21 protein-coding genes are annotated in these 20,563 nt (G+C 48.5%); 17 read left to right on the top strand and 4 right to left on the bottom strand.

Annotated elements, in window-relative coordinates; all coding sequences use genetic code 11:
• Positions 1-8: 8 nt before the first annotated feature.
• Positions 9-668 carry a hypothetical protein gene (locus ON063_RS06320; protein WP_274664575.1) on the top strand — a complete coding sequence of 220 codons (660 nt, stop codon included), beginning with the start codon at positions 9-11 and terminating at the stop codon, positions 666-668.
• Between the two features lie 10 nt (positions 669-678).
• On the opposite strand, the gene ON063_RS06315 is transcribed toward ON063_RS06320, so the two are convergent.
• Together ON063_RS06315 and ON063_RS06310 are read right to left on the bottom strand one after the other, a co-directional pair.
• Positions 679-1,443 (bottom strand): MerR family transcriptional regulator, encoded by a 765-nt coding sequence (locus tag ON063_RS06315; RefSeq protein WP_274664574.1) that lies wholly within the window; start codon positions 1,441-1,443, stop codon positions 679-681.
• 53 nt (positions 1,444-1,496) lie between these two features.
• A complete protein-coding gene (locus ON063_RS06310) occupies positions 1,497-1,955 on the bottom strand; it encodes a GNAT family N-acetyltransferase (protein WP_274664573.1) in 459 nt (152 codons plus the stop codon).
• Between the two features lie 213 nt (positions 1,956-2,168).
• Between ON063_RS06310 and ON063_RS06305 the strand changes: the two genes are divergently transcribed.
• From ON063_RS06305 to ON063_RS06270, 8 genes are all read left to right on the top strand, one after another.
• Positions 2,169-3,875, top strand: a complete 1,707-nt coding sequence (locus ON063_RS06305) for a glycoside hydrolase family 13 protein (RefSeq protein ID WP_274664572.1) — start codon at positions 2,169-2,171, stop codon at positions 3,873-3,875.
• A gap of 119 nt (positions 3,876-3,994) precedes the next feature.
• Entirely contained in the window at positions 3,995-4,657 is a 663-nt protein-coding gene (locus ON063_RS06300; RefSeq protein WP_274664571.1) for a Type 1 glutamine amidotransferase-like domain-containing protein, read from the top strand.
• 34 nt (positions 4,658-4,691) lie between these two features.
• On the top strand, positions 4,692-5,252 hold the full coding sequence (locus ON063_RS06295) for a GNAT family N-acetyltransferase (protein ID WP_274664570.1): 561 nt from the start codon (positions 4,692-4,694) through the stop codon (positions 5,250-5,252).
• A 51-nt stretch (positions 5,253-5,303) separates the two neighbouring features.
• Positions 5,304-5,720 carry a DUF1934 domain-containing protein gene (locus ON063_RS06290; protein ID WP_214694605.1) on the top strand — a complete coding sequence of 139 codons (417 nt, stop codon included), beginning with the start codon at positions 5,304-5,306 and terminating at the stop codon, positions 5,718-5,720.
• Positions 5,720-6,148 carry a hypothetical protein gene (locus ON063_RS06285; RefSeq protein ID WP_074035800.1) on the top strand — a complete coding sequence of 143 codons (429 nt, stop codon included), beginning with the start codon at positions 5,720-5,722 and terminating at the stop codon, positions 6,146-6,148. The genes ON063_RS06290 and ON063_RS06285 overlap by 1 nt, the downstream gene beginning before the upstream one ends.
• Positions 6,149-6,315: 167 nt before the next feature.
• A complete protein-coding gene (locus ON063_RS06280; protein ID WP_214744620.1) occupies positions 6,316-6,834 on the top strand; it encodes a GNAT family N-acetyltransferase in 519 nt (172 codons plus the stop codon).
• 7 nt (positions 6,835-6,841) lie between these two features.
• Entirely contained in the window at positions 6,842-7,558 is a 717-nt protein-coding gene (locus ON063_RS06275) for a hypothetical protein (protein WP_274664569.1), read from the top strand.
• A 92-nt stretch (positions 7,559-7,650) separates the two neighbouring features.
• The gene (locus ON063_RS06270; protein ID WP_274664568.1) at positions 7,651-9,777 is read left to right on the top strand and encodes a (Fe-S)-binding protein; all 2,127 of its coding nucleotides are present in this window, start codon (positions 7,651-7,653) and stop codon (positions 9,775-9,777) included.
• Between the two features lie 38 nt (positions 9,778-9,815).
• Here ON063_RS06270 and ON063_RS06265 read toward each other — a convergent pair whose 3' ends face one another.
• Positions 9,816-11,114 (bottom strand): globin-coupled sensor protein, encoded by a 1,299-nt coding sequence (locus ON063_RS06265; protein WP_274664567.1) that lies wholly within the window; start codon positions 11,112-11,114, stop codon positions 9,816-9,818.
• 178 nt (positions 11,115-11,292) lie between these two features.
• On the opposite strand from ON063_RS06265, the gene ON063_RS06260 reads away from it, so the two are divergent.
• From ON063_RS06260 to ON063_RS06240, 5 genes are all read left to right on the top strand, one after another.
• Positions 11,293-12,609, top strand: a complete 1,317-nt coding sequence (locus tag ON063_RS06260; protein WP_274664593.1) for a hypothetical protein — start codon at positions 11,293-11,295, stop codon at positions 12,607-12,609.
• Positions 12,610-12,689: 80 nt separating this feature from the next.
• Complete coding sequence (gene rpoE / locus ON063_RS06255; RefSeq protein WP_274664566.1) at positions 12,690-13,169, top strand: DNA-directed RNA polymerase subunit delta; 480 nt, start codon at positions 12,690-12,692, stop codon at positions 13,167-13,169.
• A gap of 247 nt (positions 13,170-13,416) precedes the next feature.
• Positions 13,417-15,012: a CTP synthase gene (locus ON063_RS06250; protein ID WP_214774324.1), complete on the top strand. Its 1,596-nt coding sequence runs from the start codon at positions 13,417-13,419 to the stop codon at positions 15,010-15,012.
• 138 nt (positions 15,013-15,150) lie between these two features.
• Positions 15,151-15,993 carry a TVP38/TMEM64 family protein gene (locus tag ON063_RS06245; protein WP_274664565.1) on the top strand — a complete coding sequence of 281 codons (843 nt, stop codon included), beginning with the start codon at positions 15,151-15,153 and terminating at the stop codon, positions 15,991-15,993.
• Between the two features lie 31 nt (positions 15,994-16,024).
• Positions 16,025-16,555, top strand: coding sequence for a GNAT family N-acetyltransferase (locus tag ON063_RS06240; RefSeq protein WP_274664564.1), 531 nt, complete (start codon positions 16,025-16,027; stop codon positions 16,553-16,555).
• Between the two features lie 39 nt (positions 16,556-16,594).
• Here ON063_RS06240 and ON063_RS06235 read toward each other — a convergent pair whose 3' ends face one another.
• Complete coding sequence (locus tag ON063_RS06235; protein WP_274664563.1) at positions 16,595-17,710, bottom strand: NADH-dependent flavin oxidoreductase; 1,116 nt, start codon at positions 17,708-17,710, stop codon at positions 16,595-16,597.
• 261 nt (positions 17,711-17,971) lie between these two features.
• On the opposite strand from ON063_RS06235, the gene ON063_RS06230 reads away from it, so the two are divergent.
• From ON063_RS06230 to ON063_RS06220, 3 genes are all read left to right on the top strand, one after another.
• Positions 17,972-19,630: a glycerol-3-phosphate dehydrogenase/oxidase gene (locus ON063_RS06230; protein WP_224862317.1), complete on the top strand. Its 1,659-nt coding sequence runs from the start codon at positions 17,972-17,974 to the stop codon at positions 19,628-19,630.
• A 127-nt stretch (positions 19,631-19,757) separates the two neighbouring features.
• Positions 19,758-20,114 (top strand): DUF1093 domain-containing protein, encoded by a 357-nt coding sequence (locus tag ON063_RS06225; RefSeq protein WP_274664562.1) that lies wholly within the window; start codon positions 19,758-19,760, stop codon positions 20,112-20,114.
• Between the two features lie 91 nt (positions 20,115-20,205).
• The coding region (locus ON063_RS06220; protein ID WP_074035830.1) for a response regulator at positions 20,206-20,563 on the top strand (358 nt) is incomplete at its 3' end.

Raw genomic sequence — 20,563 nt, 5'->3', positions numbered from 1 at the left:
ATCGAGAGATGACTAGACCGATTGTACTCATGATTAGTGACCATCATACATCCACTTTCGTCTATCACGCTATCCGCGATTTAGGCGTGACACATGTCATTCAAGAAGACGGTCCCACTGAACATCGACCACAGTCGCTCAAACAATGGATGACTCAATTGTATATTCGATGGGCGACACCGCTTATGAAATGGACGAGTCAAGCGCGTATTCGAGAAGTGAGAGAGCGTTATCCACTACAGGATTCTCCGATTCCCCCGCACCACCTCATTCATGTCTCATCCTTGAACGATGACAAAACGCTCATGTGGCTCGAACGACTCGCACCGAAGCTGCTTGTGATTCATGAAACCGGTCCAATCGAGCCGAGTCGTTTGAACCAGTTTTCATGCCCCATCATCACCGTTCGTCCATCGATGGCGGAAGGGCAGCTACAAGCCTATTGGGCGATTCAATCTATGCCTTCTTTTTGTGAGGCGACGCTCGAACAATGGACGACACAAGGATGGCGCGTTCTCGATCGGGCGGTCATTTATAAAGGTGGAAGCGACAATTTTGCCACATATCCTTATTTACAATTGACCACGGTCTTGCCGATGTTGCGCCGACACATCGAAACACTGGATCTCGTACAATCAGACCGACGACAAATTAAAGTCCAAGCCTGAGGCTTGGACTTTAACTGTTCGCGATACAATAATACTGGATGGCTTCGTTATAATACGATGCAAGACCTGATTCGAAGCGATCATAATAGGTGGTGAATCGCTCATCCGCTACATACATCTGTCCGAGTCCGCTGAACATGTCGAGCGAACAATCGTAAAAGTGAGTGTGGATGAACAGATGATTGTCTCTGACGACTGATTGAACGCGGTCATCTTCGATTGCGACTTGTGAAAGAAACAAATCGACGAGTGGCGCAATCAAATCGAGTTGCATCTGATTCATACGTTCCCAGTCCGCTTTCGAGCGCTTCGCAGCTCGTTCTTGCGCAGTTTTGTAAGCGGAACTGTCTCCCCAACGCTCGATTACCTCATCTTGATGCTTTGCCTCATGTGCTTGAATCTCTTCATAAGACAATCCTTTGAACAATGACTTGTCTTCCATCGGAATCCCTCCTTTGAGTGAGGTGAGGGTCGCTTCCGCCGTCTCCGCGAGTTGCGCGAAATAGGCGGCTTTTTGTCGTAACGCCTCGACATGTTCGTTCAATACTTCGACTCGATCAAACGCCGATGCATCGAGCAACTGTCCGATTTGATCAAGCGGAACGTCGAGCGTTCGATACAGTAAGATGAGCTGTAGACGCTCGGCATCACGCGACGTATAACGGCGGTAGCCATTGTCGTCACGCATGGGGACGAGTAATCCAATCGAGTCGTAATGGCGAAGCGTCCGTGTCGTCGTTCCGGCGAGTGACGCAAGCTGTTGAATCGTATACATCCCTTCACCTCCTTAGCACAAGCGTAAAGGTTGACGTCACGTCAAGGTCAAGCCTATTTTTCAAATAATGAAAATCCGTTCCGTTCTCCGATATAGCGGAAGCCAAATTGAGGATAGTACCCATTCAAGAACGTGTTGTCTGCGACGCAATCCAATCGAACGGTCGAAGCAGTGTGAGAGAGGGCGTACTGCATTAAACGCTCGCCGATGCGTTCTCCTTTCACGTTCGAGTCCGTGACGAGTCGGTGCAAGTAGACGGCACCGTCCGCGTCATTCCATAGATGATGGTCCCAATCGGTCGGTGGGATGAGACTGACCGCACCGACGACCTGGTGGTCACGTTCATACACAAACACAGTCCCTTTCGTTAAATCGTGTCGCACATAATCCGAGCGACTCGGCTCTAAATATTTGACCCATTGGGACTTCCCGGCTGCCTGAAACTCTTTCGCTTTCTTTACAATCAACTGGTCGATGGCTGAAAAATCATCAAGTGTAGCGAATCGAAACATGATGAGGCACCTCGCTTTCATTTATTTTCAAAATCGTGTAGGGTACACGTTGAGTATGCTGATGAAACATCTTTGTATCATCGAATGTTTTTTGGTAAAATAAATTTATTGCATCGTGCAAACGATTGCGCTAATGATATAAAGTTCACAGCACGAATAAGATAATTATAAATGATGAGCAGTGAGTTTTGGGATAAGGAGTATCTAGATCACATGCAACTTTTACAACGAGAACAACAACAAACACAAACGCTTAAACGCAACTGGTGGAAAGAAGCCGTCGCCTATCAAATCTATCCGCGCAGTTTTTATGACGCGAACGGAGACGGAATCGGAGACATTCAAGGAATCATTGATAAGCTCGACTATTTGAAAGACCTCGGCATTGACGTCATCTGGATTTGCCCGATGTATAAATCGCCAAACGATGACAACGGGTATGACATTAGTGACTACCAAGACATCATGGACGAATTCGGTACGATGGAAGACTTCGACCGTTTATTGGACGAGGTGCATCAGCGCGGTATGAAATTATTGCTCGACCTCGTCGTCAACCATACGTCGGATGAACACCCTTGGTTCATTGAATCGAAGAGCTCAAAAGACAATCCGAAGCGCGACTGGTATATCTGGCGTGACGGGAAACCAGACGGCTCGAAGCCGAACAACTGGGAATCCATCTTCGGCGGCTCGGCTTGGGAATTCGATGAAGCGACAAAGCAATACTACTTGCACGTCTTCTCGAAAAAACAGCCAGATCTCAACTGGGAAAACGCTGAGATGCGTACAGCCGTATACGACATGATCAACTGGTGGCTCGAAAAAGGAATCGACGGGTTCCGTGTCGATGCGATCAGCCACATCCGCAAGAATCCGACGTTCGCCGACTTGCCGAACCCAAACGACCTCGACTTTGTACCGTCGTTCGAGATGCACATGAACGTGGACGGGATTCACGACTATTTAGAAGAACTTCGTGACGAGACGTTCAATAAACATGACATCATGACGGTCGGTGAGGCGAACGGGGTATCACCTGACGATGCGCACCTTTGGGTCGGTGAAAAAGAAGGGAAGATGAACATGGTCTTCCAATTCGAACACATGGACCTATGGAGTGAGGACGCCGATTCGAAACTCGATGTCGTCCACTTGAAGAACGTGTTGACGAAATGGCAAAAAGGACTTGAGGCTGACGGATGGAACGCGCTTTACGTCGAAAACCACGACCAGACGCGTACGGTCTCGAAATGGGGAGACGACGAACGTTACTGGAAAGAAAGTGCGAAGTCGATTGCGATGATGTACTTCCTCATGCAAGGAACGCCATTTATCTATCAAGGTCAAGAAATCGGGATGACGAACGTCAAATTCGATTCGATCGACCAATATGACGATATCGCGACACGCAATCGCTACTATATCGGCGTCGAGCAAGGGAAGAGTCATGACGAGATGATGCGGATCACGTGGAACTCGTCACGCGACAACACACGCACTCCGATGCAGTGGAGTGATGCACCGAACGCCGGCTTCACATTCGCAGAGAAGCCATGGGTCGGCATCAACCCGAACTATACAGACATCAACGTCGAAGCACAGCTTGAAGACGAGGACTCTATCTTTAACTTCTATAAAGAGATGATCCAACTCCGTAAAGACGATGAGACGTTTGTATACGGGGCGTATGATGTCGTTTTACCGGATCACCCGGAAGTCTATGCGTATACGCGTACGCTCGGTGATACGCAGTACCTTGTCGTCACGAACTTGACGGCGAAAGAGACGATGTTCGATATGGACCAGACACTTCGTGCGAAAGATGTCGTCTTGAGCAACATGCCGGTCGAGGGCGATGCAGAATCGACGCTTCTTCACTTGAAGCCGTTCGAAGGTCGCGTGTATAAAATCAGTTAATTTTTCAGAACTCCAAGGTCGTGGACGAAAATTCGTCTACGGCCTTTTTTGTTGAACAAAGGGGATAACGGCGACTCATGCGAACTCCTTATAGGGAGATGAAGAAGGAGGAGACGGAGATGAAACTGTTATTAACGTCAGCAGGTATAAAGAACGAAAGCATCAAACAAGCACTTCTCGAGTTATTGGACAAGCCGATTGAAGAGTGTGAGGCACTCTGTATCCCGACAGCCATCTATGCGTTGAACGGTGGAACGCAGCATGCATGGAACTTTTCCAAGGGGGATTTCTCGACACCGATGTGCGAACTGGGCTGGAAGTCGATCGGGGTGCTCGAACTGAGCGCGCTCCCGAGTATCGATGAATCGGTATGGAGACCGGCATTTGAACGAGCGGACGTGTTATTGGTGAACGGTGGTGATCCGCTGTTTTTATATCATTGGATGAAACAGTCTGGGGTGGTGGCGTTACTCTCATCTTGGGAAGGCGTGTATGTCGGATTGAGCGCCGGCAGCATGGTGATGACCCCACGAATCGGAGAAGCATTTGTCGGATGGCGTTCATCTGATGAGCAGAGCGATGAGACGTTAGGGTTTGTTGACTTCTCAATCTTTCCACACCTCGATCACGAGATGCTACCGGAGAATACGTCACGAGATGCGGCAGAGTGGGCGGAAGCGTTACAGGCACCCGCCTATGCGATTGACGACGAGACTGCGATTCGTGTGAATGAAGGAAAGGTCGATGTGATTTCGGAAGGAAAGTGGAAGAAGTTTTTCTGACTGTATAAAAGTAATAGGAAGGGGACCTGAAAGATTGAACCGATTTACGCATCAACGAAAAACGAATCGAATCGTTGTACGACCGTTAGAGAAACAAGATTATGACGCGTGGTTAAGTGGATTTACAAATCGTCTTGTTTCGCAACATGAGTATGACCCTGGGAAATTAGACATGAGCGACTGTACGTCCGTTTGGTTTGACCAGCTAGTCGACAACCATCAGGCACTTGCGCTTGAAGACGAGGCACATGTCTTCGCCATTTTCCGACTCGACGATGGGACACACCTTGGTATGGTGGATTTTTCTACTCTTGCGCGAGATGCGTTTCAATGGGGGAGGGTCGGGTATACGATTCATAATCAGCATTGGGGTCAAGGGTATGGCACAGAAGCAGTCGACCTGGCGATACGTATCGCTTTTGACGATTTGAACTTTCAACGAATCGAGGCACATATCAATCTCGACAATGAGGCGTCGGTTCGTCTCGCGGAGCGTGTCGGCATGTCGTACGAGTGTACGAGAGAAGGGTTTATCTATGAGAATGAGGAGTGGGTAGACCATCTCGTCTACGTGAAAACGAAGCGCCGTCGATAGAACGACTCCTACCACATATGGTACGATGAGTTGACGGAAAGGGGGATGAGCATGGCGATTGAACCACTTCGCGTGCGTGTCCAGCAAACAACACGGATGAGTGATATGCCAGAGGCAATCGAACTCTCGGCTGACGGCTTATATTATCCATTGAAGACTGGCTTTATTTTAATGTTTGACCAACAACAAGAGGACGGACCGGTCCCGACGACAATCAAGTATACGCCGGAACGATTGGCGCTGATCTGTAAGGGACCAATCGAGATGAATCACTCCTTCATCGAAGGTCGCTTCACGCAAAGCTTATACAAGAATCCATATATGTCGATGACGATGGCGACGACGACATCGCGCCTCGATGTGTCAGAAGAATCATGTACGTTCGTATATGAGTTGTCCATGAATGAAGAAGATGTTGGCATATATGAAGTACATGTCACATGGACATTTGAAGGAGGAGAAGACTGATGAACTTTACAGAACGCGTAAACAAGATTGAAGAGATGTTGAACGAAGACTGGTTCGAGATGCTCGAAACAAACGAAGAAGAGTATGAAGAGTGGCGCGGTCGCCTCGAGGACCATGCCGAACAAGTCATCACGCACTACGATCAGGAGAACGGTGTCGATGTCAATTCGATCGATAAACTGCTTCAATTGAACGATGAGTTCCCGCTCCTTTACGGAGAAGACACCGTTCGCCTGTATATCGCACTCATCGAGGCACGTCCAGAGGACAAAGCGGTATACGATCGGTACGTCGATTATTTGGCAGCCATCAGTGATGCATCGCACGAACAGTTCTTACATTTCCATACGCTCGTCGAAGCAGGGCGGTTAGAAGAAGCGAGACAACTCGCTCCACACATGCCGCAACGTCTCGGACTCGAAGAATAAGCATACCGAAAGTGTCATCTGAACAAGGTGGCACTTTTTTCATGTCTGAAAGGGGACAAACCTTGACGAGAACGTCCATTTTATTTCGAGTGTGCGTTCCTTAAGATGAAGGAACAAGGAAATCAATTTATAGAGCGCGAATGGAAATGAATAAAGGGGGAAATGTGATGTTAAGACTAATCAAGACGTCTGTCGAACAAAAAGAACAGATTCTCGCATTTTTAGAGGAATGGTACGAACGAGATGAACGGATTGTCCCGACCTCGGTGGACCGAGAAACGACAGACTTCGAGGCGTACGTCAACACGTTACGTCAGAAAGAGTTACGTGAGAACATAGAGGAAGGCTGGGTCCCGAGCACGACGTATTGGCTCACGGACGGAGAGGAGCTTCTCGGGGCGGCGAACATTCGTCACGAGTTGAATGAATCGCTCTTGAAGATTGGCGGGCATGTCGGATACGGGGTAAAACCGAGTGCGCGTGGACGCGGACTCGCTACGATTCAATTACAACTTGCGCTTGAGAAAGTGAAAGAGCTAGGCATTGAGCGTGCCTTAATTACGTGTAATCGGACAAACGTCGCTTCCCGTCAAGTCATTTTAAACAACGGTGGCGTCGCGGACACACCGTATACGGAAGAAGATGGGACGATTGTCGAGCGGTTTTGGATTGATTTGAGAGGATGAAGACGAGATGGCGAACTGGATCATCATCTATTTGGCGCTGATTAACTTCTTCGGCATCTATTTGTTCCGGGAAGAGACCGTTCCTTCAAAGAAATGGTTCTCTTTCTCGAGCGGGGTCGCCATCACTTACTTCTTCATGCATCTCTTGCCGTCGCTGAACAAACGCCAGGACACGCTTCGCATCGATTGGTTGAATCTGGCCTTACCTTCAGAGATTTACATCGTCAGTCTCATCGGGTTTACGTTGTTCTACGGTACGATGCGGTTCGTTCGGACGCCTCACTTCCAAGATGAAGCGGTCGATCGGGCCGTTTCGTATTGGCTACAAGTGACCTTGCTCACGGCATACATGACATTTTCAGCGTATGTGGTGACGGCGGACTCCGTGACGTTCGTTGCGAGAAGCTTCTATGCGACGGCACTCGGTGTCCACTTTTTGGCGCTCGGGCATGACTTGAATCGGCACTATGGAGAACGTTACATGCGACAAGGACGCTACTTGTTGAGCGGTGGGATTTTGCTCGGTGGGTTCTTTTCACGCTGGATTGACTTGGCCGCGCACATCGAAGCGCTCTGTTTTGCGTTCGTGGCCGGAGCGATGATTCTCAATATCGTGAAGTTTGAACTCCCGTCCGACCGAAATCTGCACTTCCGCACATTCGTATTGGCCGTATGTAGTTATGGGGGATTATTGCTCATCTTGAAACATCTTCTAAACTTCTGACGAGAACTTCACAAAAATGAATGACTGTTCATTCATCATTTGATATACTGAATTCAAGATTGAATCCGTTTTCAAAAGGGGGAGTTTTGGGGATGTCTACATTTTTAATCGTCAACTGGATTCTATTCTTGCTCGTCCTCGGCTATGGGGTGTATTTATTTGCTTCGCTGGTTCATCAGCGTTATACATTCATCAAGCTCGGGAAGAAGGCAGAATGGAGCCAAACGAACAAAGAACGACTCGAACAGGTCATGATCAACGTGTTCGGTCAAAAGAAATTGTTAAAGGATAAAAAGAGTGGCGCCATTCACGTCATGATGTTTTATGGTTTTATCCTCGTCCAATTCGGGGCGATTGATTTTATTTGGAAAGGACTAGCGGTCGGAACACGTTTCCCACACATCCCGCTCGGTCCACTCTATCCGATTTTCACGTTCATGCAAGAAATCGTCATGCTCATGATTCTCGTCGCGGTCGTTTGGGGATTCTACCGTCGTTACGTCGAGAAGCTCGTGCGCTTGAAACGAAACTTTTTAGCAGGTCTCGCCCTCATCTTCATCGGCGGATTGATGGTTTCCGTCTTGTTCGGGAACGGGTTTTACCTCGTCTATAAAGAAGAGCTCCCGATGTGGGGTGAACCGGTTGCGACACTCATCGGTTCAGCGTTTGCTTGGGTACCAGGTCCGATCGCTTTCGCCTTGTTCGTCGTCTTTTGGTGGATGCACCTCTTATTCTTACTCAGCTTCATGGTCTACATCCCGCAAGGCAAACACGCGCACTTGATCGCCGGGACGCTCAACGTCTGGCTCGGGCGCACACACAAAGTCGGTCGCTTGGCACCTGTTGATTTTTCAGCGATGGAAGAAGCGGAAGAGTCAGATGAAGAAATCGTCTTCGGGGTCAACAAGATTGAAGACTTTAACCAGAAGCAACTCGTCGACTTATACGCTTGCGTCGAGTGCGGACGTTGTACGAATGTATGTCCGGCAACGGGGACTGGGAAGATGTTGTCACCGATGGACTTGATCGTCAAACTTCGTGACCATATGAATATGAAAGGGGCGGCGGTCACAAGAAAATCACCGTGGGCACCGGCACTCATGTTCCAAAACACGCAAGGTGCTGAAATCGCAGCAGCAGCGCAAGATGGCCATATGCTCGTCGCAGACGAATTGATCGGCAACGTCATCACGGAAGAAGAAATCTGGGCGTGTACGACGTGCCGGAACTGTGAAGATCAATGTCCGGTCATGAACGAGCACGTCGATAAAATCATCGACCTTCGTCGTTACCTCGTCATGATGGAAGGGAAGATGGACCCTGAGGCACAGCGCACGGTCGCAAACATCGAGCGTCAAGGAAACCCGTGGGGAATGAACCGGAAAGAACGCGAGAACTGGCGCAAGGATACAGAACTCGTCATTCCGACGGCGAAAGAGAAGAAAAAAGCAGGCGAAGAATTCGAATACCTCTTCTGGGTCGGTGCGATGGGCTCTTACGATAGCCGTAGTCAAAAAGTCGCGCAGAGCTTTGCGAGCGTCTTGAACAAGGCGGGCGTCTCATTCGCTATTCTCGGAAACGAAGAGAAGAACTCAGGGGACACACCTCGTCGAATCGGAAACGAATTACTCTTCCAAGAACTCGCCGAAGCGAACATTAAATTGTTTGAGAAGTACGGGGTGACGAAAATCGTCACGGTCGACCCACACGCCTACAACACATTTAAAAACGAGTATCCAGACTTCGGACTTGATGGTGTGAAAGTGTATCACCATACGGAGTTACTCGCCGAGTTGCTCGATACGGGTCGAATTCAGCCTGATCTTCAAGTGAATGAGCGTGTCGTCTATCACGACTCTTGTTACCTCGGTCGTTACAACGGCATTTATGATGCACCACGATTCGTCCTCGAACGAATCCCAGGTGTCGAACTCGTCGAAGCGACACGCAACCGTGAAAACGGCATGTGTTGTGGAGCTGGTGGTGGCCTCATGTGGCAAGAAGAGAAAGTCGGGACACGTGTTAACGTGGCTCGGACGGAACAATTGCTTGAAACGAAACCGACAGTCATCGGTTCGGCATGTCCGTACTGTTTGACGATGTTGTCTGATGGAACGAAAGCGAAGGAAGTCGATGAGACGGTCGGCACGTTCGACGTCGTCGAATTACTCGATCGCTCGCTGAAAGCCATCGAGATACCGGAACCGATTGTACAATAATGCAGGAAGGCACGGTCCGCGGACCGTGCCTTGTTTGTTTATTGCATTTCAGCGGTGGATAGAAGTGAAGAGGTCAGGTGAGACAAACCTTGTGTCGTCTCGTTGATGGATGAAATGGTTTCAACCATCTGTCCGAGGTCTTGTTTGTTCCGTTCAAATGAAAGGACGTATTGCCCCATTTCATCTTGAACGGTCGAGAAACCTGCTTTCACGGCGTTCAGTTGACGCATTGCTTCATCATTCGTCCGATGCATATGCCCCATTTGATCGAAGAGTTCGGCGATATTTGCTTCATTTTCGTTAATGAGCGCATTGATTTGACTGCTGAGTTGTTTTGCGTTCTCCGCGAGTGTGCGCACCTCGGTGGCGACGACAGCGAATCCTTTGCCGTGTTCACCCGCTCGAGCCGCTTCGATTGAGGCGTTTAAGGCGAGCAAGTTCGTTTGATTGGCGATTTGTTCGATACTTCGCGTCATGCTGACGATTTCTTGAGAACCATTTTTTAGAGCCGTGATGCGATCGAGCGAAGTGTCTACATAAGTAGCAGACTGTTTGAATTCGACTTCCATCTGTTCGATTTGTTCGCCGTTCGTATGTGTCAACGTCATCAAGTGGCGACTCATCTTTTCCGTTTGCTCCGTTTCCGCAAGGACTTGATGCGCGCGATTGCTTGTTTCAGACATCGCTTGCCCCGTTCGGTCCATCGTCGTGGCGACTTCTGCACTGACGCGTGAGACGTCGCTTAATAATGTGGCACGGGCTTCGTTTGCGGACTCGAGTTCATCGAGACGGGCGTTCACGTATTGTTCGGTAACGATTTGCGCGTCTAAGTTCATCGCGTGTGATAACGCCAAAAGCGATTCTGTCAAAGTCGCCGGGTCATGTTGATATGTCTCGACGACTTTCGGCACGAGGAGTGTGTTAAAAGCAGAATACGTCGCGAGGAACCAGACGACAGGGACCGCGAAGTGGTGATGTGTCTGTCCCATTCGTTTTCGCATGGCTAAGAACTTGTCATCGATGTTTCCCGTCAACAAACTGCGGAAATAATCGGCGAATACTTTCTTTAAACGCTCCCTTGTTGATGAAGCGTTTGCGATGCGAACCATTTCGGGTTGGAGCATTAAGTGGTCGAGCACGCTTTCAAGTACGTCATCTAGCACGGACTCCACGAGCGGAGCCATATCTTGTAGACGCTTCACTTGAGAGGTCGTGTAACCCATATAATGAGTGCGTCCGCTCAAACTCGAGTCAGACGGTTTGGCGATTGTCTGAATGTCGGGAAAACCTTCTGAAGCGACGAAATCTGTTGAAGTAGTTTTACGAAAAAATGCCATATTCGATTCTCCTTTTATGTCATATCTAAATTGGGGTTCTCTTCTATATCGACAGAAATGTGAAGAAACTGAGAAGTGAATGTGTTCCGAAAAAGGTTCATTGATAAATGGATATGGGAAAGGATGACTGAAGAGCAGAATATTCAATCTTGAGATAGGGGTGCGGACCGTGAAAAATATGATTGTCTTGTTGACGATTGTCAGTGCGCTTAGTAGCCAAATCCTTCCCCAGATTTTGTTTTTGTCCATCATGGCAGTCGAAGAAGGTGTCGGGCGTCTCATTCCATTCCTGATTTTTTATGTGGCGAGTATGTCTGGTCTGTTATTGTGGGTGTATGTCATTGGTCGACGCGGTTCAAAGGATACATTTTTAATTGCTTTGTCTGTCCTTGTCGTCGGTCTCGTGTGTTTTGTGCTTCCATTTGATCGCGCCATTGAGTGGAGCGCGTTTTTGGTAGGCGTCGGCTCGATTGGAGTCGGTACCATCATGACGACGATTCTATCGCAATTGAACGAACTGAAGCCTGCGGAAGATCCTGAGTCAGAAGAAGAGGGTGGCAGCTCATGGCCTTTGGTTCTCATGTTAGTCGGCTGGATTGCTGTGTTCTCTTATGCGTTGACACAGTCGTACAATCTTGCCATCGCCTTATTCTTAGTGAGTCTTATTTTGCCTTGGCTATTCGTGAGAAAGTTACCCCTTCAAAAATCTGCGACATGGCAGTTTGACACCCGTTCTTTTCTCCGCGCCTTTATCGCGGTCACTGTCTTTACGTTGATTAGTCGTCTCCTTAGTCTCTTAGAAGGAGCGCGTGGCTATATCGAAGTGTTTAGTCTGATGATTATTTTGTTAGCATATGTGGGTTGGTTGTTATTCCAAAAACGGGTTCGGACCTTCATTGGGGCGAGTCGGACGCGCCAAGTTCAATTATTGTCATTTGTCATTGGATTGTTCGGCGGTTGGACGTTGATTGGTGCTGTGTTTGTCAGCATTGCTCTCTATTCGTTCCAAGTATTAATAATATATGTGTTCGTTCCGTTTTTAGCCGGCGTAATTGGTTGGATCTTATTTGGTCATATATTTGATTTTGCCCGCCATCCTTATCTTGTTTTACTCATCTCCTCTTTGGTTTTTTTCCTAGGGTTTATCGAACCTCTTGCATTCATACCAGTATTATTTGTGAGTGGCTATACACAAACTATGTATTCGAGTGTCAGTCATACCTATTTATTCGAAGAGTACGGGGAGAACAAAGAGTTTGCCTCGTTGCTCATTCAATTGTGGAAGCGGTTCGGGATGGTCGTGTCCTACTCATTTCTGATGGTCGGATTATTAGCGTACGGTTTATACGTTGGACAGACCGTCAATGCGGAATTGTCATTTCAAATCCCGCGAGGATGGATGTTTGGCGTTCTGGGACTGACGTGGTTGTTCAATATCGGGTTGATCAGTGTTTATTGGTTCCGTGTTCGAGCCGAGGCATCCAATGAATCATAATTTCCTCTAGCTTTTTCATATCGCTTTTGTTTATAATGAGGAGTGATGTTTAACTAGTGACGGAAAAGGAGTGTCCTTTAATGAATAAATCGTTGATTGATTTCGTTTATGAACTTCTCCAAGAAACTGGCGAACAGCCTGTTTCTTTTGATGAGATTCGCGAAAAAATCAAGCAAAACTATACGTTTGCGAGTGAAGAAGAAGAGCTCGAGAAAATCGCACAACTTTACACCGATTTGAACATCGACGGGTTGTTCGTCAACTTGGGAGCAAACCGTTGGGCGCTTCGCGTTTGGTATCCATTCGATAAGTCGGATGAAGATCTCGTCATCGAAGCACGTCAACGTGGTGAACTTGACGAATTCGAAGAAGAGTTCGAAGAAGCAGACGAAGGCATCGTCGACATCGAAGATGACTTAGATGTATTCGCAAAAGTAGAAGATTATGATTCATCTGAATTTGACAATGAGGACGAAGAAGAAAAAGTAGAAGGCCTTGATGACTTCAAGGACGACGACTTGGACGACGACCTCGATCTCGAAGACGAGGATGATTTATAAGAGACCGCAAAAAGCCGGGCATCGCGCCCGGCTAGGCGTGTCTCTTTTTCTTTTTTAGTCGTTTTCATCGACTTGGAAAAAAGAAAAAATAATATCTTGACGACTGTATCGTCTCTGGCGTAAATTAGTCATGGGCTAGTTTAGCACGTAACGATGCAGCAAAAGTGTCCTCCATTCACGGGGGCACTTTTGCTTTTTTTGTTTTTTCGTTTCCCGATGGTTGGTATTCAAGAGAGGAGAAAGAAACATGACAAAGTACATTTTCGTAACAGGCGGGGTAGTATCTTCGCTCGGTAAAGGGATCACGGCAGCTTCACTCGCGCGTCTACTCAAAAATCGAGGACTCAACGTCACGATTCAAAAGTTTGACCCATACATCAACATTGACCCAGGTACGATGAGCCCGTATCAACACGGAGAAGTATTCGTCACAGATGATGGCGCTGAGACTGACCTTGACCTCGGACACTATGAGCGCTTCATCGACATCAACTTGTCGCAAAACGCGAACGTCACATCAGGTCGCATTTATTCGACTGTCTTGAAAAAAGAGCGTCGTGGAGACTATAACGGTGGAACGGTTCAGGTCATTCCACATATTACGAATGAAATCAAAGACCGTGTCTTCCGTGCAGGACGTGAGACGAACGCTGATGTCGTCATTACAGAGATTGGTGGAACAGTCGGAGATATCGAATCTCTTCCGTTCATCGAAGCCATTCGCCAAGTAAAAAATGACATCGGGAAAGAGAACGTCATGTACGTTCACTGTACGCTCGTTCCTTACCTTCGCGCGGCAGGCGAGATGAAGACGAAACCGACGCAACACAGCGTCAAAGAGCTTCGCAGCTACGGGATTCAGCCAGACATCATCGTTCTCCGTACAGAGCACGACATTCCAGAAGATATGCGTGAGAAAATCGCACTCTTCTGTGATACGCGTAAAGAGGCGGTCATCGAGGCGCAAGATGCGTCGACACTTTACGAAGTGCCGCTCAATCTTCAAAAACAAGGAATGGACCAACTCGTCAACGACTACTTCGGTTTCAATACACCGGCTGCCGACATGACGGCGTGGAAAGAGCTCGTTCACACGGTCACACACCTTGAGAAGAAAGTGAAAATCGCACTCGTCGGGAAATACGTCGAGTTGCGTGATGCGTATATCTCAGTCGCAGAGGCACTCAAGCATGCGGGTTATGCGTTCAATGCGGACATCGATATCGACTGGATCAACGCAGAAGACGTGACAGCTGAAAACGTCTCGGACATCCTTGGGGATGCTGATGGTATCCTCGTTCCTGGTGGATTCGGAGAACGTGGGATCGAAGGGAAAATCGAAGCGACACGTTTCGCTCGTGAAAACAATGTCCCATTCTTCGGAATCTGTCTCGGAATGCAACTCGCGACGGTCGAGTTTGCCCGTAACGTCTTGAAGTTGGAAGGTGCCCATACGGCTGAAATCGATCCATCGACACCATATCCGATCATCGACCTTCTTCCAGAGCAAAAGGATATCGAAGACCTTGGCGGTACACTCCGTCTCGGACTCTACCCATGTAAACTCGAAAAAGGGACGAACGCACACGCCGCATACGATCAAGAGCTCGTATACGAGCGTCACCGTCACCGTTACGAGTTCAACAACGAGTACCGTGAAGCGTTTGAAGCAGAAGGCTTTAAGTTCTCAGGTACGAGCCCGGACGGTCGTCTCGTAGAAATCATTGAGATTCCAGAACACAAGTGGTTCGTGGCATCACAGTTCCACCCAGAGTTGATTTCGCGTCCAGAACGTCCACAACGTCTATTCCATGACTTTATCCAAGCGTCACTTGGAGAATAAGTGATTGAACACCACGGTCCATTGCGGATCGTGGTTTTTTCTACATCAAAAGCATGAGATGGAAGGTGCCCTTGGCAGGATACATCCCCTTCACTTTCTGGGTACACTAGAAGTAGAACGGGGAGAGGGTGATGGCTCATGAAAGAACGACATTCGATTTATCTTGGATACGGATTGGGGCTTGTCGCGCTCAGTCTGTTGCCGTTTGTCGTCTTACCTTCCCTCCTATTGCCGTACCAGCTCGGGTGGACGGGCGTCGTCTTACTCGCTCTATCGGTCGGGCTACTACGGGCGATTCGGGACGGCTCGAATGTCATCCTGAAGCAAATGTGGAAAATTACGTTCTCTCTCTTCTTGATTTTCGTTCTCGTCTATTATGTCTCTTTCGGACTTGTTCTCTATGACACATACGGGTTAGATCGTCTTTTAGAGCAATATGAACGACAGGCGGTCTGGGTGTTCGCGGCATTCAGCTTTTTACAGCCGATTGCCTTGCCGGTCCCGGAAGCGGTCAGTGTGCCGATTGGAAGTGTCGCGCTCGGACCGTTTCGTGCGGCTTTAGTCGGGAGTATCGCGACCACGCTTGGTATCTTTGTCATGTATGGATTGGCTCGGTTCGGTCGTGAACGGATTATCCGCTGGGTCGATGAGGAGAAGTTGAAGACGTACGACCGATATGTCGAGAAGTATGGTCTTGGCATTTTGCTCGTCTTATTCATCATTCCGATTTTGCCGGACGAGGTCATCTGTCTTGCGGCCGGATTCAGTCGCGTGCCGTTCCCACGTTTCGCGGGCATCGCGTTCGGTGCAAAACTCGTCACTTCGTTCGGACTTGCCTATTCTGTCTCCATCGGACAATTGTTTATGACCGATTCGAGTCCAATTGCAATCGCTTCCGTCATGGCGAGTTTGATCGTCTTGATTCTTGCGTTCATCTGGCGTAAGCGAAAAAAAGGAGATTCGAATGGGACGCAAGAATAAGGTAAGGACGATCTTTAGAGAGGAAGACAAGATGCGACAAGACAATGAAGTGGTCATTCGACCGATTGAAGAACAAGACTTATCACGACTATGGGAATTGATTTATCGGGATGCGACACCGGAGTGGAAACAATGGGACGCCCCTTACTTTGAACACAAGGCGATGTCCTACGAAGAGTTTCAGCAAATCGAGCAGTCGCTCATCCAAAAAGATGACATGTGGGTCATTGAAGTGGATGGAACCGTATATGGGACCGTTTCTTACTATTTCGAAGATACCGGACGAGAGTGGCTCGAGATGGGAATCATCTTGCATCAGTCCGACCGCTGGAATCGTGGTGTCGGGACGCGTGCCCTTCGTCTATGGACCGAACATTTATTTGAGACGTTACCAGTCGTCCGTGTCGGCTTGACGACATGGTCAGGAAATGAACGGATGATGCGGGTCGCTGAAAAAGTAGGTATGCAACTGGAAGGTCGAATCCGTCAAGTGCGTGTCGTGAACGAGAAGCGCTACGATTCGATTCGGATGGGCATGTTACGAGAAGAGTGGGACGCATAAAAAAGCACCGCGGATCAAAAAAGACCGCGGTGCTTTGTGTTACTTCACTTCTTGATCTTTAATCGGGAACCAACCGGCACGAGTCGTAATGGCGTTCCAGAGTGGAGCGGGAACAGCGAGTTCGGCTTGTTTGTTCAAGTCGAGTTCTGTCTCAATCTCGTCTTCGCGGTCCGATTTCACTTTTTCAAGCCATTCCGGGTCGATGATCAGTTCGCGACCGAGCGCGGCAAGGTCGACGACCTCGAGTGCGTCTTCGACTTGCGCCGGACGCTGAAGTTGCCCGACTCCGATGAGCGGGATGGCACCATTGATTCGTTTGGCGATGCGGTCAATCGAACGTTCCGTGACGTTCTCGTCACGCATGGAAGCCGTATTGAAGTTCCAGAGAGACGCGTGAATATAATCGACGCCTTCTTCTAAAATCATATCGAGCAACACATCCGTGTCGTCGAGCGTGATGCCTGGCTCTTCGATTTCTTCTGGTGAGAAGCGATAGCCGACGAGGAAGTTTTCTGCATCTGCGGCTGCTTCTTTGACACGGCGAATGACTTCGCGTGGGAACGTCAAACGTCCATGGACATCACCGCCGAAGCGATCTTCACGGCGATTTGAGTGCGGTGAGAAGAATTGTTGAATCAAGTAGGTGTTCGCCCCGTGAATCTCGACTCCGTCAAATCCGGCTTCGATGGCGCGACGCGTCGCTTCGCCGAACGCCTCGATGATGGCTTCGACCTCTGACGTCTCGAGGGCACGAGGTGTAGCGGCACCCTCTCGGACAGGTGCGACGGCACTTGCACTTACAGGTTGTTCGTTCGGGACGAGTTCAGGTGGTGACATCCGTCCGGCGTGGAAAATTTGAAGGATGGCTTTTGCGCCTTCCGCTTTTAAACTTTCCGCCAATTGACGGAGACCCGGGATGAATTTGTCGTCATTGACCCCGAATGCGTTCGGGAAACCTTTCCCGTCTTCTGTCACGTAGGCGCAAGCCGTGATGGCGAGCCCGACGTTTTGCGCCCGCTTCCGATAGTAGGCGAGCTCATGCTCGGATACTTCGCCCGTTGGCTCTGATGAGTAATGTGTCATCGGTGCCAATACGAGGCGATTCGGTACTTCGACGCCATTTTTAAACTGAAAAGGTTGTAACATACGTTTCATCTGAAATCCTCCTTCAACATGATACCTTGAAGTCTAAGCTTCTCGAATCAAAAATGCGAGTCGGATGCTTGTGAAACAACACATTACAGGTTGCTCAAGCGTAAGAGATGATTGAACTCAAAAGAATAGGGTATAATACAGGAGAAAAGTTGATATTCGGTTCGAGACAATAGAGAGACCACAACAGAAGGGGGAAGCCTTGTTTTTGTTGTGGTCTCTTTTTCTATTCATTGAACCGTACTTACTATAGGAGGGAATAAGATGGAAATCAGAAATTTCTCAGCGAAAGAACGAGCGAAACGATATGAGCAACTGACAAGTGAACGTCATGACGTTCTTGTTGTCGGTGGAGGGATTACCGGAGCGGGGATTGCGCTCGATGCGTCATCGCGTGGGATGAAGACAGCTGTCCTCGAGATGCAAGACTTTGCTGCAGGGACATCAAGTCGTTCGACGAAACTTGTTCACGGGGGACTCCGCTATTTGAAACAATTCGAAGTGGCGCTCGTCGCAGAAGTCGGGAAAGAGCGGGCCATCGTATACGAGAATGGTCCACACGTCACGACACCGGAACAAATGCTCTTACCGATGCACAAAGGGGGGACATTCGGTCCCTTCTCAACATCGATCGGACTGATGGTGTACGACTTCCTCGCAGGCGTTAAACGTGCAGAACGTCGCATGATGCTCAAACCAGATGAGGTCATCAAAAAGGCACCGCTCGTAAAAAAAGATGATTTGGTCGGAGGCGGCTATTACGTCGAGTACCGCACAGATGACGCACGATTGACGATTGAAGTGGCGAAAGAAGCAGCGAATCATGGTGCACTTCTCATGAACTACGCCAAAGTGACAGGATTGATTTACGAAAACGGCAAAGTGGCCGGTGTACACGTCGAAGACCAGATTGACGGGTCGACGTATGACGTCTATGCGAAGAAAATCATCAACGCGACCGGTCCATGGGTCGACGAGTTACGAGAAGAAGATAACTCGAAAAAAGGGAAACAGCTTCGCCTGACGAAAGGGATTCACTTGGTCATCGACCAGTCGAAGTTCCCGCTCAAACAAGCGATTTACTTTGATACACCAGACGGTCGCATGGTCTTTGCGATTCCACGTGGAAACAAAGCATACGTCGGAACGACGGATACGTTCTTCGATAAAAACAAAGCGCACCCACGCATGACGACGGAAGACCGCGATTACATTTTAGAAGCGATTCACTATATGTTCCCAGACGTCCATGTCACAGCGGATGATGTGGAATCAAGTTGGGCAGGTATTCGTCCGTTGATTTATGAAGAAGGAAAAGACCCTTCTGAAATTTCACGTAAGGACGAAATTTGGCAGTCAGACAGCGGCTTAATCACGATTGCCGGTGGTAAATTGACAGGGTATCGCAAGATGTCGGAAACGGTCGTCGACCTCGTCGCAAAACTGTTGAAAGAAGAAGACGGTGTCGTCTATTTGGCTAGCCGGACGAAGCATATGCCGATGTCAGGTGGTCACGTCGGCGGTTCGAAAGGCTTCAAAGACTTCCTTGAGAAGAAAACAAAAGAACTTCAAAATCATGGCTTAGACGCAAACCATGCGGAAGAACTCGTTCGTCTATACGGATCGAATATCGATCGCGTCATCGAACGGATGGATGCGAACGCATATGACCTTCCTGAAATCGTCTATGCGCAATTGGTTTACGGAATCGAAGAAGAATCAGTCGTACGTGCCATCGACTTCTTAATTCGCCGCACGGGCGCAATGTTCTTCGATATCGACTTCGTCCGTCAATATAAAGACGGTGTCCTTCGCTGTATGGCCGATGTCTTCAAATGGTCAGATGAGCGTTTGAAAGAGGAACGTGAAGAGGTCGAGAAAGAGATTGAAATCGCAGTCGTTCCAGTGACTGTCGAATCATAACATCCAACGCGTCACACGAGAGGTTCATTCTGAACAGGATGAGCCTCTTTTCGTGGAATGGTTTCATGACTTCGGAATAACGGTATATCTCATAAGTAGTCACTCTTACGTTGAAGGAGAACTGTTTATGATGCGAAAACTCATCGCCGTCTTATTGATTGGCGTTCTATTCATAGTAGGCTGGCGTTATGTCAATCTGGATCGTCTGTTAGCCGATGTGTATTATGTCAAGGTCCCGAGCGCGGAAGTGGCGACACAGACATCGAACGGATATCGGTACGACCTCATCGGCTACGATGAAGGCGGGAAGAAGCGACCGCTCGCCATTGCGACTCCGTCATTATTAGCAGAAGGGGACTTTCTGAAAGTGTATGTCAAAGAAGAAGCTCCCGAAGTAACCGATTATGAACGTGTGAACGCGCTAGAAGTACCTGCACAATTGAAAGAAGAACAACAAGAAGATACCGAGTCATCGTTCCCTTGATTTCAAAAGATAGGCATCGCGAAAAAGAAGCGAGTTTGGTATGGTTAAAATGTTTGATTATGGAAAATGATGAATGAAAGAAGGGACATGCATGTCACGGATGTTGATTGCAGATGACCAGGACGGAATTCGTACGATGCTCGCACAAGTGTTCACGAACATGGGTGTTGATGTGGACACGGCGCAAGACGGCATCAAAGCCTGGGAGTTTTTAGAACGAGAGCAATACGATTTAGTACTTCTCGATATGAACATGCCCCGTATGTTCGGTCATGAGGTATTGCGTCGAATGAGAGAACAAGAACTAGAGACACCTGTCATGATCATGACGGCATTCGGAGAAGAAACGGTGATTGACGAGGTGCGTCGTCTCGGAATCACTGCACAATTTGAAAAGCCGTTTGATATATACGGAATGATTGAAAAAGTGAAAGAAGTCTTGAAAATTT

Source organism: Exiguobacterium sp. B2(2022) (genome assembly GCF_028823655.1).
Taxonomy (GTDB): Bacteria; Bacillota; Bacilli; order Exiguobacteriales; family Exiguobacteriaceae; genus Exiguobacterium; species Exiguobacterium aestuarii_A.
Note: the sequence above shows the minus strand (reverse complement) of the source record. Positions and strands in the feature narration are given on the sequence as shown.